General features: G+C 64.2%; 17 protein-coding genes. 15 read left to right on the forward strand and 2 right to left on the reverse strand.

Annotation, left to right across the window (positions count from 1 at the left end; genetic code table 11):
* A partial coding sequence (locus ACI944_RS05110; protein ID WP_411717984.1) for an aldo/keto reductase occupies window positions 1-1,631 on the reverse strand: 1,631 nt, incomplete at its 3' end.
* Window positions 1,632-1,720: 89 nt separating this feature from the next.
* On the opposite strand from ACI944_RS05110, the gene ACI944_RS05115 reads away from it, so the two are divergent.
* The 6 genes from ACI944_RS05115 (at window position 1,721) to ACI944_RS05140 (ending at window position 6,764) form a co-directional block, all read left to right on the forward strand.
* Window positions 1,721-2,590: a hypothetical protein gene (locus ACI944_RS05115; protein ID WP_411718000.1), complete on the forward strand. Its 870-nt coding sequence runs from the start codon at window positions 1,721-1,723 to the stop codon at window positions 2,588-2,590.
* A 154-nt stretch (window positions 2,591-2,744) separates the two neighbouring features.
* Entirely contained in the window at window positions 2,745-3,734 is a 990-nt protein-coding gene (locus tag ACI944_RS05120; RefSeq protein WP_411717985.1) for a zinc-dependent alcohol dehydrogenase, read from the forward strand.
* Between the two features lie 142 nt (window positions 3,735-3,876).
* Window positions 3,877-4,254: a 6-pyruvoyl trahydropterin synthase family protein gene (locus ACI944_RS05125; protein ID WP_411717986.1), complete on the forward strand. Its 378-nt coding sequence runs from the start codon at window positions 3,877-3,879 to the stop codon at window positions 4,252-4,254.
* Complete coding sequence (locus tag ACI944_RS05130) at window positions 4,251-5,315, forward strand: glycosyltransferase family 4 protein (RefSeq protein ID WP_411717987.1); 1,065 nt, start codon at window positions 4,251-4,253, stop codon at window positions 5,313-5,315. The genes ACI944_RS05125 and ACI944_RS05130 overlap by 4 nt, the downstream gene beginning before the upstream one ends.
* Window positions 5,312-6,229 (forward strand): hypothetical protein, encoded by a 918-nt coding sequence (locus ACI944_RS05135; protein WP_411717988.1) that lies wholly within the window; start codon window positions 5,312-5,314, stop codon window positions 6,227-6,229. Before ACI944_RS05130 ends, ACI944_RS05135 begins: the two co-directional genes overlap by 4 nt.
* A 64-nt stretch (window positions 6,230-6,293) precedes the next feature.
* On the forward strand, window positions 6,294-6,764 hold the full coding sequence (locus tag ACI944_RS05140) for a hypothetical protein (RefSeq protein ID WP_411717989.1): 471 nt from the start codon (window positions 6,294-6,296) through the stop codon (window positions 6,762-6,764).
* Window positions 6,765-6,818: 54 nt separating this feature from the next.
* Here ACI944_RS05140 and tatC read toward each other — a convergent pair whose 3' ends face one another.
* Window positions 6,819-7,598 (reverse strand): twin-arginine translocase subunit TatC, encoded by a 780-nt coding sequence (tatC, locus tag ACI944_RS05145; protein WP_411717990.1) that lies wholly within the window; start codon window positions 7,596-7,598, stop codon window positions 6,819-6,821.
* A gap of 113 nt (window positions 7,599-7,711) precedes the next feature.
* Between tatC and ACI944_RS05150 the strand changes: the two genes are divergently transcribed.
* The 9 genes from ACI944_RS05150 (at window position 7,712) to ahaH (ending at window position 14,293) form a co-directional block, all read left to right on the forward strand.
* On the forward strand, window positions 7,712-10,015 hold the full coding sequence (locus ACI944_RS05150) for a twin-arginine translocase subunit TatC (RefSeq protein WP_411717991.1): 2,304 nt from the start codon (window positions 7,712-7,714) through the stop codon (window positions 10,013-10,015).
* Between the two features lie 324 nt (window positions 10,016-10,339).
* A complete protein-coding gene (locus ACI944_RS05155; protein ID WP_411717992.1) occupies window positions 10,340-10,783 on the forward strand; it encodes an acyl-CoA thioesterase in 444 nt (147 codons plus the stop codon).
* A 58-nt stretch (window positions 10,784-10,841) separates the two neighbouring features.
* Window positions 10,842-11,432, forward strand: coding sequence for an FAD-dependent oxidoreductase (locus ACI944_RS05160; RefSeq protein ID WP_411717993.1), 591 nt, complete (start codon window positions 10,842-10,844; stop codon window positions 11,430-11,432).
* A gap of 117 nt (window positions 11,433-11,549) precedes the next feature.
* Window positions 11,550-11,960, forward strand: coding sequence for a helix-turn-helix domain-containing protein (locus ACI944_RS05165; protein WP_411717994.1), 411 nt, complete (start codon window positions 11,550-11,552; stop codon window positions 11,958-11,960).
* 525 nt (window positions 11,961-12,485) lie between these two features.
* Window positions 12,486-12,638 carry a 50S ribosomal protein L39e gene (locus ACI944_RS05170; RefSeq protein WP_411717995.1) on the forward strand — a complete coding sequence of 51 codons (153 nt, stop codon included), beginning with the start codon at window positions 12,486-12,488 and terminating at the stop codon, window positions 12,636-12,638.
* Entirely contained in the window at window positions 12,635-12,907 is a 273-nt protein-coding gene (locus ACI944_RS05175; protein ID WP_411717996.1) for a 50S ribosomal protein L31e, read from the forward strand. The genes ACI944_RS05170 and ACI944_RS05175 overlap by 4 nt, the downstream gene beginning before the upstream one ends.
* A gap of 1 nt (window position 12,908) precedes the next feature.
* Window positions 12,909-13,574: a translation initiation factor IF-6 gene (locus ACI944_RS05180; RefSeq protein WP_411717997.1), complete on the forward strand. Its 666-nt coding sequence runs from the start codon at window positions 12,909-12,911 to the stop codon at window positions 13,572-13,574.
* Between the two features lie 165 nt (window positions 13,575-13,739).
* Window positions 13,740-13,889 carry a hypothetical protein gene (locus ACI944_RS05185; RefSeq protein WP_411717998.1) on the forward strand — a complete coding sequence of 50 codons (150 nt, stop codon included), beginning with the start codon at window positions 13,740-13,742 and terminating at the stop codon, window positions 13,887-13,889.
* A 71-nt stretch (window positions 13,890-13,960) separates the two neighbouring features.
* Window positions 13,961-14,293, forward strand: coding sequence for an ATP synthase archaeal subunit H (gene ahaH, locus ACI944_RS05190; RefSeq protein ID WP_411717999.1), 333 nt, complete (start codon window positions 13,961-13,963; stop codon window positions 14,291-14,293).
* The last annotated feature ends 9 nt before the right edge of the window (window positions 14,294-14,302 follow it).

Below are 14,302 nucleotides of genomic sequence, written 5' to 3' on the forward strand. Positions count from 1 at the left end.
GCGTTACAGACGCCGAGGGTTCGCGCCCACCCGCGATCGTACGCCGCCTCGAGATTCCGCCAGGCCGTGGCCAGCGGGATGTCAGCTGTTTCGAGGTTCCCGTCGTCGCCGGTCGGAAATGTGAGCGCTTCCTGTTGCTCGACCGGCTGCTCGGCGAGCCGGCAGAGTTCGCCGCAGTGGGCGAGTGCCGACGGCCAATGGAGCATGTAACAGTCGAAGGCCTCGATCTCGAGTTCGGACCGGCTACCCGCACACGCTTCGAGCAGGTGCTCGCGGCGGTGGTTCGTGCGCCAGACCTTGCCGACGACAAAGAGGCCCTCGCGGTTAGGGGTGCCCGGCGCGGCGAGCAGGTCGCCGATCCGGTATTCGTTACCGTACAGCTCCGCACAATCGAGGAGCCGGTAGCCGGCGTCGAGGGCGGTCGTGATCGAGTCGGCTCGATTAACGTACTCGCCGTCGCGGTAGCGCGAGCAGCCGAACCCGACCGGCGGGAGCCGGAGCGACCGCGCCTCTGTCGCCGTGGCGCTCCGTCCCGTCCCCGCCACTTCCGGCCGGATAGCGTCGCGGGCCGGCGGACAGACGACCGGCTTCGGAACGGGATCCTCTTCGGCCCCGTAGTCCGGGACGGCGACCGGTTCCCCGCCCTCGGCAGCCGTTTCTATTGCGTTGCAGACAGCGACGACGTGGGCACCGCGGCGGCCGCCAGACCGGGGCGGGGCTCCCGTAACGATGCGCTCGGCGAGGCGTTCGATCGAATCTACGTACCGGTATTCGCGTTCGGGAGACTGCGACGGGACGCTCGCGTACTCCCGTCCGACTCGGCCGAATCGGACGTCGTCGGCTTCAGTCCCCATCGCGCCGGTTCCTCGGAGGTACAGCGACCCGTCGTCGCCGTGTAACTCCAGCCCGTAGAACTCCCGGCTGCGGTGGGGCGCATAGAGACTGGCGGTGAGCCGGACGGTCGGCCCGGACTCGAAGGCGAGCGTCGCCTCGATGTGACTCGGCGTTGAGGGCCGCCTTGTCTCGCGGTCGGGCCAAACGTCGAGCCGGTCGGCGACGCGGACGCGCTCAACGGGGCCGAACCACGAGATCAAGAGCGCGAGCGGGTAGACCGACCCGTCGTACAGCGGGCCAACCTCGAGAAAGGAGTCCGGAGTGTCGTGCCAGTCGGTGACGCGGCCGACGTGAGCGTGGGCGTACCCGAGCCGGACAGTTCCGAGCCGGCCGTCCGCGACGAGCCGCCCCGCACGGCGCTGTGCGGGGGCCCGCGTGGTACCGGGCGCACAGTCGAGCGCCAACCCGCGCCGTCGCGCCGTCGCCACCAGTTCCCCGGCGACGTCGGCGTCGAGCGCCAGCGGTTTTTGAGAGTAGACGTGTCGGTCGGCTTCAAGCGCCGTCCGCGTCACCGGCGCGTGGGCGGCGTGGCTCGTCAGGTTCACTACCAGTGGAGCGTCGATCGCTCCGAGCGCCCGGTCGAGATCGGTGAAGGACGGACAGCCGTGCTTGTCGGCCAGCGCCGCCGCGCGTTCGGCGTCAAGATCGCAGACACCGGCCAACGAGAGCGAACTTGTCTCCAAGCCAGCGGCGTACTCGGGGGCGATGGCACCCGCCCCTACGAACAGACAGTTCACGGCCATATGCGCGGCGTCGAGACACATATGTGTCCCGGCGACGGCGTTTAGTTGACTGACGGCGAATACCGGGTATGACCGAACCGGGGATGGGCCGCCTCGGCACCGCCTACCTGCGGTGCATTCAGGCCATCGGGCGGCAGGTACCCTACGGCACCAACGCCTTCGACCGCGAGTGGGACGTCCTCGTCGTCCTCGATGCCTGCCGCGCCGACGCGTTACGCGAGGTGACCCCCGATGTGGGATTTTTAACGGACGTCGGGACCGTCCGATCGGTCGGCAGTTCCTCCTCGGAGTGGCTCGAAAACACGTTCAATGGCCGCGAAGCGACTGCCCGGACAGCGATGGTGACGGGCAACACGTGGACGGATCGGTACCTCGATGCCGACTCCTTCGATGTCCTCGACGAGGTCTGGAAGTACGCCTGGGACGACGACCTCGGCACAGTCCCGGCGTCGCCGATCACGGACCGCGCGATCGCGACGGCCCGCGAGCGAGATCCAGACAGGTTAGTCGTCCACTACATGCAACCGCACCACCCGTTTGTCCCCGATCCACTCGCGGGCGACGACGGCATGGCCCGCACGAGCAGCCACAGCAGCGACGCGAACCCATGGGTGTCCCTCCGACGCGGCGAGATGTCGCCCGACCGCGTCCGGGGGGCTTACCGGGCGAACCTGCGATACGTCCTCGAGGAAGTCGGGACGCTCGTAGAGAACATCGACGGCCGGATCGCGGTCACCGCCGACCACGGCAACCTCTTCGGGGAGTGGGGGCTCTACGGCCACCCGATGCATACCCCAGTTCCCGCCCTACTCGCGGTCCCGTGGGCGGAAACGACGGGGAAGGATCGGGGAACACATACGCCGACGCTCGATCCCCCTGAACCGCTTCCGGTGGGTCGCGTGTACGGGGCCGAAACCGACGAGGAACGCCTCGCCGCGCTCGGGTATCTATAACTACTACCTATGAGACCGGTACGCGTAGTTTTTAGTTCGATAGCCTGCATCTATATCCCGTGAATCCCCAGAGGAAGCGCCAACACATCCGACCTCGATCTGATGTCCCTCCGACCACGCTCGGGCCGACACTCCCCGGACGACGTGAGACGCGATGACCCGCCGGGCGGTATGTTTCACCGGGCCAAAGTCGGTCGAGGTTCGAACTGAACCGGTCCCCGAACCGGGGCCCGAAGAGGTGTTGGTTCGGGCCGAGCGCTCAGGTGTCAGCCCGGGCACCGAGATGCTGTTGTACCGCAACGAGGCGCCTCCGGAGCTGTCGGCCGACGAGACTATCGAGGCGCTTTCGGGTACGTTCTCGTACCCGCTTCGATACGGCTACGCCGTGGTCGGCCGGGTGACGGCCGTCGGCGAGGCGGTCGAGGCGGAATGGCTTGACCGTCAGGTGTTCGCGTTCAACCCCCACGAGAGCCACTTTGTCGCCGATCCGGAGGCGCTGATCCCAACCACGCTCCCGCCCGAGCAGGCGATCTTCATCCCCAACGTCGAGACGGCGGTCAACTTCGTCATGGACGGGCGGCCGCGAATCGGCGCCCGTGTCGTGGTGTTCGGCCAAGGTCCCGTCGGGCTGTTGACGACCGCCCTGCTCGCGGAGTTCCCGCTCGCGGAACTCGTCACCGTCGATTACTACCAAACCCGGCGGGCGATTTCGGAGTCGCTCGGCGCCGATCGGTCGGTCGCGCCGGGGGAACTTGACGCGGCGTTGGAGGCGAACGCCGACCTCGTGTACGAACTCTCGGGGAACCCGGAGGCGCTTGACGACGCTATCGACGTTGCGGGCTACGCGGGACAGGTCGTTGTCGGGTCGTGGTACGGCACGAAGGACGTGACACTCGATCTCGGGGAGTCCTATCACCGGAGCCACGTCCGGATCCGGAGCAGCCAGGTGAGTCGCATCGATCCGGACCACGCCGACCGGTGGGACAAGGACCGCCGACTGGATGTCGTCTGCTCGTGCGTGCGGCAAAACGACCTCTCGTCACTCGTGACCCACACGTTCGACGTCGAGCGTGCGGCCGAGGCCTACCGGTTGCTTGACGAGCGACAGGACGAGGCCGTACAGGTCGTATTTAAGTACGACTGAGCAGGGGTGCATACTCCTCTCGTTCTCCCTCGATTCCAACTAATCGAGAGCACATATCTCTAACTCTACTGAGGCCATCTGACGCCGCCTCCCCCTCTTGTTGGCCTCCGGCTTTAGGTGCCTGCCGCCCGTTGTCTATCATATGTACTCGACGACAGTATCGACGGACTTCGTCGCACAGCATTTCCTTACTGTCCCGAACCCGGGGCCGGAGGGGGAGCCACACTCGCATCACTTCGAGATCGAGATGACGTTCCGCGGCCCCGAACTGAACGAGTACGACTACCTCGTCGATATCGACGACGCGGACGCCGCGCTCTCCGAGTTGGCCGACCGCTACCGCGACGAGTTGCTCAACGACTGCCCGGCGTTCGAGGGGTACAACCCGAGTGTCGAGCGCTTCGCGCGGGTTGTCTTCGAGCGCGTGACTGACGCTGTGGACGACGACACGGTAACAGAACTCGCCGTGACGGTCTGGGAGGACGACACCGCTGCCGCCACATACGACGCGTCGGTATGAACGTCGGTCTGACGCTGTACGGCGATATCGACAGCCGTTCGGGCGGCTTCCGCTACGATCGAAAACTTGTCGAGGGGCTCCGCCGAGCCGGCGACACCGTCGACATCGTCGAACTTCCCTGGCGGGACTACGGCCGCGGTCTGCTCGACAACGCCTCCCGACGACTCCGGGAGCAACTCCAGGTTGACGTCGACGTCATGCTACAGGACGAACTCGCCCACCCCTCTCTGGTTCGAACGAACCGTCATCTCTCCTACCCGGTCGTCAGCGTCGTCCACCACCTGCGAGCGAGCGAATCCCGGCGGCTCTCGCCGGTGTATCGCGCGGTCGAGCGCCGGTACCTCGAAACCGTCGACGGGGCAGTGTGTAACAGCTCGGCCACCCAAGGCGTCGTCACCGGCCTCGGTGTCGATCCCGAATCGACCGTCGTTGCGCCGCCGGCCGGGGATCGGTTCGCCCCCGATATCGACGGGGAGACGATCGATCGTCGGTCGCGTGAGCGGCCCCTGCAAATCGTCTTCGTCGGCACCGTCACGCCTCGAAAGGGGCTGACGACGCTCATCGATGGGCTGGCTGATTCCAGCACCGAGGCGGAACTGACCGTCGTTGGTCGACCGGCCGACGAGGCGTACATTGACACCGTCCGGCGTCGCGTCCGGGACCACGACCTCGGCGAACGCGTTCGGATAGCCGGTGAACTGTCCGACGAGGCGCTTTCAGCCACACTCCGATCGAGCCACGTCCTTGCCGTCCCCTCCCAGTACGAGGGGTTCGGCATCGTCTATCTCGAGGGGATGAGCTTTGGCCTGCCCGCGATCGCTTCGCGGGCCGGCGGGGCGGCCGAGGTCGTCGCCGACGGTGAGACGGGGATACTCGTCGATCCGGACGCCTCGGACGCGGTCGCGGCGGCGATAGCACGGTTCGCGGCTGACCCCGACCGACTGGCCGCGATGGGGCGGGCCGCCAGGCGACGCTACGAGCGCCACCCGGACTGGACGGAGACGACGGCCCGCGTCCGTCGCCTACTTCGTACGGTCCTCGCCGACGAGGTGCCAGCATGAGAGATGACTTTCGGCGGTACCTCCGGGCGAAGCGCACCGTCGACGACCGCGCGCTCGATCGCCGCCTCGTCGGGATACTCCGCGATCGGCTGGCCGAGCGGGCCGACGCCGGCGAGGGACCGATCCGCGTTCTTGAGGTCGGCGCGGGCATCGGGACGATGCCCGCCCGCCTTCTCGAGTGGGACGTGCTGCCGCCAGGAGAGATCCGATACGTCGCTCTCGATGTCGACGCCAACAACGTTGACGCCGTCGGATCGCATCTGCGGTCCTGGGCCGCCGACCGTCACGCGTCGGTATCCGGCGGCAACACGCTCGAAATCGAGTATTCGGGCCGACACGTCGAACTCGAGACAGTCGCAGGCGAGGCCGTCGCCTACGCCGATCGAATGCCGGGCGCATTCGACGCCCTCGTCGGCGCGGCGCTGCTCGATGTTCTCGAGCTAGACGGGCTCGGAACGCTGCTCGGCGCGCTCGAACCGGGCGGGCTCTGCTACTTCCCGATCACCTTTGACGGGGGGACGCGGTTCCGGCCGGGCCACCCGGTCGACCGGGCGATAGAGCAGCACTATCACGAGCATATGGATGCGAAACCGGGCGGCAGCAGCCGGGCGGCCGGGGACGTTCTCGAACGGCTCCGGGGGATCGAGGGCGCACGGCTCCTCGGCGCCGCCGGGTCCGATTGGGTTGTTCGTCCGGTTGACGGCGAATACCCCGCTGATGAGGCGTACTTTCTTCGGTGCATCCTCGACACTGTCGAGGCAGCGGTCGGCGAGGTGGCCGGGGACGCGTTTCGGGCCGATCTTGAGGGGTGGCTCAACTGTCGACGCGAGCAGCTTGAGGCCGATGAGTTGCTGTATCTCACCCACCAACTCGACCTGTTAGGGCAGGTCCAGGGGTCGGCCGCCGGCGAGTGAGAACCGGGCTTCGATCGAATGCTAACAGTTAACAGGGTTCGCGAAGATTATCAAGCCGATTCGTATGCCCGTCTCCGTTAATGTCCGGGACGCGATCCAGTTGCCGTCCGACACGATCCAGTTTCTCATCCGGGAGATCCGCAAGCGGTTCTTTGCCGGAGACCCGCCCTCGGGGCGGCACCTCCTCGTCGAAGCGCCCCTCGAAGAGATCGAAGCCGCTCTCGGCCGGCAGTCATACGCGCCGAACTGGGAGTTCTCCTACTACAAACGCGGCGAAGTGCTCAACCTCGCTCGCGTCGTTCACGAGGAGCGAACCGCCAAGGGGCGAACCTACGAGTGGTGGCAGACACACGTCAGAGGGTGGGACCGGCCCGACGGGATCGCACTCCACGGTCACTGGGAACTCGAACCCACCGAACGCGCCAACGACCATCTCGAAGGGGTCGGGTTCGACGCCAAGCGCGGGATGGCAAACCTACAGGACGCACTGGAGCGCTCGGCGCTGTCGTACACCGAAGTCGAGATCGATCGGTGAACTCAACCGCGCTCGCAACGCCGGCGAGTCCCCCTCCCCTGGACCGAGGACTGACTACGCCGACCGTCTGACCCACCGGAGGACGAACAGCGTCGCCTCGAAGAGCCCGATCATCGTCCCAGCGACCAGTATCGGCGCCATCCCCGTCGGGTCTGGGCTGAAGAGGAACGCGATCCCGAGGAATGCCCCCCAAAAGTACAGCCGCTTTGCGGCCAACCACGCGCGGGTCGTCAGCCCCATCATGATCGCGAGCATCACGAACAGTGGGATCTGGAAGACGGCGGCGAAAAGCCCCATCATCAACACGATGAGATCGAACGTGTCCGTCAGTCCGAAGGCGATTACAGCGGCGTCTTGAGAGTACGTCAGGAAGTAAGTAAAGATCGCCGGCAGGATGAGAAAGTACGCGAACAGCACGCCGAAGACGCCCAACACGAGACTTGCCGGGACCGAGGCGAGATAGTAACGACGCTCCTTCGGATAGAGCCCCGGGCGCATGAAGAGGTAGGTCTGATAGACGAAGACCGGAAGGCCGACGACGAACCCCGCGAGCGTCGCGATCTTCAGCCGTGCGAGGATGAGCCCGAGGGGATGATACACTCGCGGGCGGGCGATATCTCCGCCGGGGAGAACGGAGTACCACAGGAAGTTGATAATCCGCTCACCGAACGGAAAGACGACCCCCGAGATGATCGCCATCACGACGAGGACGATACCGAGCCGATAGACCATCTCCTCGATGTGGTCCGCAAGCGGCATTTCCTCGTCGCTCTTGGGACCCTCGCCGACCAACCCATCGTCGGCATCGTAGCTCCCGTCGGCAGTCTCTGCCATTATCGACTGTCGGACGCCGGCGTTTGTAAGCTTTCTCTCTCGACCAGTCGGAGACGGCCGCGATCCCGGTTGAACGGAAAAGGTTGATAACAGCGAACGAAGTACATCCCGATGTGTCCAGCGCCGTAGACGACGATGTCGCCCGGACGGTGTCGGAGGGCCGCGCGCACCTCGGCACGTTGCTTCGAGCCGCACAGAAACACCTCCAGAAGGTGTTTATCGTCTTCTTGATCGGATTTCTTGGAGTGTTCACTGCGCTACGGCTCTACATTTGGGACATCCTCAAACAGGACCTGAACGCCCACCCCGATATCGTGGTCGTCGCCATCACGCCCTTTGAGGTCATCCTCCTGCAGGCGAAGATTGGGCTGGTGTCAGGCGTCATCATCATGCTGCCGGCGCTCGCGTACTTCGGCCGGGACTCGCTGAAGAACCGCGGTCGGTGGCCGGAGAACCTTCCCCGCTGGAAGGGGGTTGGCTTCGGCCTCGTCAGCGCGGGGCTGTTCGTGGGTGGCGTCGCCTACGCGTATCATCTCTTCTTCCCGATCATGTTTGCCTTCCTCGCCGACAACGCCGTCGGCGCGGGTTTTGAGCCGACGTACTCAATCTCGATGTGGGCGCAGTTCGTGTTCTTGCTCTCGCTGTCGTTTGGGCTGGCGGCGCAACTGCCGCTGTTTATGAGTACGCTCTCGTACACTGGGATCGTCCCCTACGAGACGTTTCGCGACAAGTGGAAGTACGCCGTCGTCGCCATCTTCGGCTTCGGCGCGCTGTTCTCACCGCCCGACCCGTTCACCCAGATCATGTGGGCGGTGCCGCTTGTCGTGCTGTACGGCATCTCGCTGTATCTCTCCAAGATCGTCGTCACGACCAAGCGCTCCCGCGAGTCGATCGATCTCCGGCGGACGGCCGCCGAACGCTGGAACGTCCTCGTCGCGTTGTTCGTCCTCGGTGTTGGTTCGATCTACGCCTTCTACACCTACGGAGGGGCCACGGCTGTCAACGATCTGCTCGCCGCAGCCGGATCGCAGTACCGGATTCTCCCCCCCGGAGCGGGGTACGGCATCGCCGAAACGATGTATCTCGCCGTTGTCGGGTCGATCTACGGGCTCGTCTTCGCGGCGTTCGGGCTCGCGTACTCCGTCTACGACGGCTTAGAGGAGCCTGAACCGGATTTCTCGCGGCTCGATCCCGAGGAGATCGATGTGGCCGATCTTGATCTTGCGGGCATCCGATCGGTCCCGGCCGCGGTCTTCACCGAAATGGACGAGGACGAGGCAGTCGGCCTCGCCGGGGCCGCGATGGAGCAAGACGACCCCGATCGCGCCCAAGCGATCCTCGATCGGTTCGACGAGGCCGAGGCGGCCGCTGAGGAGGCATCTGAGGACGAGGGGACGACCGGAGACGAAAACATCCCGCCGCGAGCGGAGCGCGGCCAAGGCCAGCATACCGAAGAGGTTGCCGGGGCCGGGACCGCCGCGAGAAACCAGCGGGAACACCGTGAGGATCTCCCGCGGCAAGCGGACACGAGCGGGGGCGAGACCGCCGGAGCCGAAGCGGAGACAGGCGGCCGGAGCCTCGCGGAGCGGAGCGCCGGCGCGCTCGACGTGTTCAGCGACGACGATGTCGACGAGGACGACATCGGCGGGTACGCGTACGATATAAAGTTCATCCTCGACAGCATCACCTCGAAGTCGTTCCGCCTCGTCGGCGTGTTCGCGGCCGTCATGGCCGGTACGTTCTTTATACTGTATCAGGGCGGGATCGGCATCCTCCACGAGCGTTTTGTCAGCGGGATGCCATCGGAGTTCGCCGCCGAGCAGGTCTCGATCGTCACGCTGCATCCGGTCGAGGCGCTCATCTTCATGATCAAGGTCTCGGTGATATTCGGGGTCGCCTCGACACTGCCGCTGTTGTTGTATTACGCGTGGCCGGCGCTGAAAGACCGCGGTCTCGCCCGCGGCGACCGGCGTGTCCTCCTCGTGTGGGGCGGAAGCCTGTTGACGGCGATGCTGCTCGGCAGCCTGCTTGGCTTTCTCTACATCGCGCCGGCAGCCATCTCGTGGCTCGCCTCCGACGTGCTGGACGCCGGGATGGTGATCGCCTATCGGATCAGCAACTACGGCTGGATGATCTTCTTTTTCACCGTCGGGATCGGCATCCTCGTGATGGTCCCGGTCACGATGCTTCTGTTCCACCAGGGCGGGATCGTCCCCTACGGCATCTTCCGGACGCGGTGGCGGGAGTTCGCTATCGCCGTCCTCGCGGCCGGGGCGTTCCTCTCGCCGCGGGGAATCTTCACAATGTTCCTGCTCGGGGTGCCGATCATCGCCGCCTACGGCATCGGGCTCGGTTCGCTCTGGCTGTACACGCTCGGCGGCAGACGGGCTCCCGACACCCCGGAGCCAGCCGACTGAGCCGCCCCGATCGTACCAGGCCCGAAGCGTCTCCAGCGGGTCCTCGGATCGTCATCTTCGATTGTCAACGCGATATCACCGCTCTATCACTCGGCGGTGCTCTTGTGATCCCCCAGACGGATCGCCACGGCCGGCATGATCACGGCGTAGCCGAACAGCATAACCGAGAGCCACCAGCTTCCCCCGGAATGGAGGGCTGCAAGCTACGGACCGGTGACGATCACGGCGGCGATTCCGGCTGCGCTCTCGCGGAGCCGGTAGCGTCGGTCACACCGATCGTACGGGTCGTCCCGAACTTATGTTCCTACGGGCCCGACGGTCGGTATGGCGACAGTCAGCGAGACGTACATAGAGAACCGCCAGCGGGTCCAGCCGACGGACACGAACAACTACACGTCCGCCCATGGTGGCAACGTCGTCAAGTGGATGGACGAGGTCGGCGCGATGTCCGCGATGCGACACGCCGGCGAGACCTGCGTTACCGCCCGGATCAATGGGTTGGACTTCGAGCGGCCGGTCCCCCAGGGCGACACCTGCGTCATTGAAGCGTACGCCTACGAGGCCGGTCAAACGAGCGTCCGGATCCGCCTGCGCGCGTTTCGAGAGAACCCACGAACCGGCGAGTGCGAGCGAACCACCGACTCGTACTTCGTCTTCGTCGCGGTCGACTCGGAGGGAACCCCGACGCCGGTTCCGGACCTAGAAATCGGGTCTGAGCGGTGTGAGCGCCTCCGATCGGAGGCGCTATCGAACGATCCAGAGAGGTAACGAAGTGACACCGGTGTAACCGGATACTTTTGCCGGACGGGTACAAACTGCCGGTGGTATGAGTGAAACTGACACGGACGTACTCGTCGTCGGGGGCGGCCCGGCCGGACTGAGCGCGGCCCTCTTTGTACAAAAGAACGGGCTGGAAACGGTCTGTCTCGACACCGACGAAACGTGGATGCAAAAAGCGCATCTGTTCAATTACCTCGGGATCGGGTCAGTCGATGGCTCGGCGTTCATGGAGACCGCCCGCTCGCAGGTCGATAGCTTCGGCGTCGACCGCATTGAGGCAGAGGTAAACGACCTGAACGAGACGGATGAGGGGTTCGCGGCCAAAACTGACGGGGACTCGTACGCCGGGCGCTACGTCGTGTTGGCAACGGGGGCGGCCCGCGACCTCGCCGAGTCGCTCGGTTGTGCGTTCGACGGCGATGTCGTCGACGTTGGGGTCACGATGGAGACGAGCATTGAGGACGCCTACGCGACGGGCGCGATGGTTCGGACGGAAGAGTGGCAAGCGATCATTTCGGCGGGTGACGGCGCGGCAGCCGCGCTGAATATCCTCTCGAAGGAGAAGGGCGAGCACTTCCACGATTTCGACGTGCCGGCCGACGCCGACGCGGTGTTCGGCGCGATGGGCGGGGAGTGACGCCCCTAGCCTGAGTCCCCGAACCTACCCGCCGAATCGGGACGCGTCACAGACGGCGGCAATATTGTGTAGACTGTACAAACACTTATCAGTGTCCGGTGGATACTACAGATAGATATGGCGGACGCAATGAGCGAGTATCTCAAACAGGACATGCAGTGCGAAGGGCTCCTCGAGTGTATCCACGGCCTGAAGGGCCTTGACAGGGAGATCTTCCAAGTGTTGACGGATCGCTCGGAGCCGCTCACCGTCGATGAAATCGCCGCCGAGGTCGACCGCGAGCGCTCAACGGCGTACCGGTCGGTTCAGCGGCTCCTCCAGAGCGGGTTTGTACAGAAAGATCAGATCAACTACGATCAGGGCGGTTACTACCACGTCTTCCGGCCCACCGACCCCGACGAGATCGCGGACGATATGCAGCGGATGCTCAACGATTGGTACGCGAAGATGGGCCAGATGATCGGGGAGTTCCGCGATAAGTACGGCAGGGCCATCGAAGAGCCCCCTGCCGCGCCCGCCGAGAACTGACCCCCTCGGCCCGCCGGACAGAGCGTCCGCCCCTCCCGTGGATTTGCTCGCTGCCTGTCGCGCTCCTCTTGCGAATCAATTATATTTCCCGTACACGGCCTGCTGCAAGCTCTTTCCTACACGGCTTGCCACGATGGCTCGTACGATCGTGACGTTGATTATACGCTGACCATCGGATCGTCCTTGGGGCGGGTCCCAATGTTAACAGTATTGTAATTTGCACACAATCGAACCCGCGATTATTTATTATATAAATATTATACGATGATATATGTAATTCACCGATACCTTGATCCCCCAACCATGAGGTCTGCCTCTCGGCGTTCACGGTCTCGCACTCCACGGTTCGTCGCGTTGCTCCCCCACCGTTCGCGTTTCCGATATTCCTCGCTACTGTTTGGAGTATCGCTCTCCTCGCGGCTCACTCCGTTCGCCGTTCGGGCTTTCAAGACCTTCCACTGTCACTCAAAATCTCGCTTCCAAAGGAACAATGATTTAAACACAGCGACGGAACAGTCCTCTACTATGGGCAAGAAGTCGAAGGCAAAAAAGAAGCGGCTTGGGAAGCTGGAACAGCAGAACAACCGCGTCCCCGCGTGGGTCATCATGAAGACCGACCGCGACACGTTGCGCAATCACAAGCGCCGCAACTGGCGCCGGAGCGACACGGACGAATGAGCGCCGAATTCGACGAGCGCGTCATGACCGTCCCGCTTCGGGACGTCCTCGCCGGCTCGAACACCGACCGCGCGGACAAGGCAATGAGCCTCGTCCGATCGCACCTTGCACAGCATTTTAACGTCGAGGAAGATGCGGTCCGACTGGACCCCTCGATCAACGAGTCGGTTTGGGAGCGCGGCCGGTCGAACCCGCCGCGAAAGCTTCGCGTCCGGGCGGCTCGCTTCGAGGAAGAGGGCGAGGCCGTCGTCGAAGCAGAGACCGCATAACGTGCTCCGCGCGGCGCTCTCCGGGTCCGCCTACGTCGGTGTTTTCGGCCGGGCGACCGACGACTGCCTGCTCGTCCGTCCGGACATAGAGGACTCTCTTCGCGATGAGTTCGAAGCCGAACTCGACGTGCCGGCCGTGCCGACGACCGTTGCCGGATCCGGTACTGTCGGCGCGCTCGCAGTTGGCAACGAGAACGGACTGCTCGTCAGCGAACGCGTCACCGACCGTGAGCGCAACCGCATCGAGGATGCCACCGATCTTTTGATCGGGGAGTTGCCCGGTCGAATCAACGCCGCCGGCAACGTCGTCCTCGCGAACGACCGGGGCGCGCTTGTCCATCCCGACCTCTCCCGGGACGCCGTGCGAGCGGTGGGCGATACGCTCGATGTCCCCGTCGAGCGCGCGGAGGTCGCCGGCGTCCGGACCGTCGGAACCGCCGCCGTGGTAACTGAAAACGGCGTTCTCTGTCACCCCAAAACGACCGACGAGACGCTCGATTTCCTCGAGGATCTCTTCGGCGTCTACGCCGACATCGGGACGATCAACTACGGCGGCCCGCTCGTCGGCTCCGGGTTGATCGCGAACACTAACGGTTACATCGCTGGCGATGAAACGACCGGACCGGAGTTGGGGCGCATCGAGGACGCGCTCGGCTACATCGACTAGTGAAGCGCGCCTAACGGTAGCCCAGTTTGTGTCGCAGGTCATGCTGCTCTGGGACGCGCATTCTGTTCGGGAGTCGTGTGTCCTACAGTCCCCCGCAAAGGGTGTGCGTTCGCAACGGACATCCGACCCGCTTTTTTTAAATCACAGTCCTTGAGTGTCGTTTCCATGCAGGAATCAGATACCGACAAGCGTGGAACGGTTGCAGTGCTGGAGCGGCTCTGCTCACAGGGTAACAAACAGGCGTGTCAAACACTTTCGACGATGTGCGAGGACGGAACGGAGACGGCCTGTCGGTCGGTTTCCACCGAATCATAGTCCCTCTACGTTGATGGCTCCGTTCCGCAAATATCAAATAGCCGCTTTCCGAACCCGTAGATGATATAATTATGGCCAGGCCAGAGGTTCTGGATCGAATCAAAGGGGCCGAAAGCGAGGCTGACGAGATGATCGCTGACGCCGAAGAAGAACGCGAGGCTCTGATCGCGGAGGCGCGAGAGGATGCCGACCAAATCCATCAAAAAGCCCGCACCGAAGCACAGGAGCTGAAAGAGGCCCGTTTAGAGGAAGCACGGGAGGAAATAGAGGCTGAACGGGACGAGATTCTCGCGAAGGGTCAAGAGGAACGCGAGGCGCTCGAAGAACGTGCGCAGGAAAAACACGGCGAGGTGGTCGAATACACGGTCGAGTTGTTCAAGGAGGCGGTGCATGCTCAGACCTGAGCGGATGAG

Source organism: Natronomonas sp. (genome assembly GCF_046710025.1).
GTDB lineage: Archaea > Halobacteriota > Halobacteria > Halobacteriales > Haloarculaceae > Natronomonas.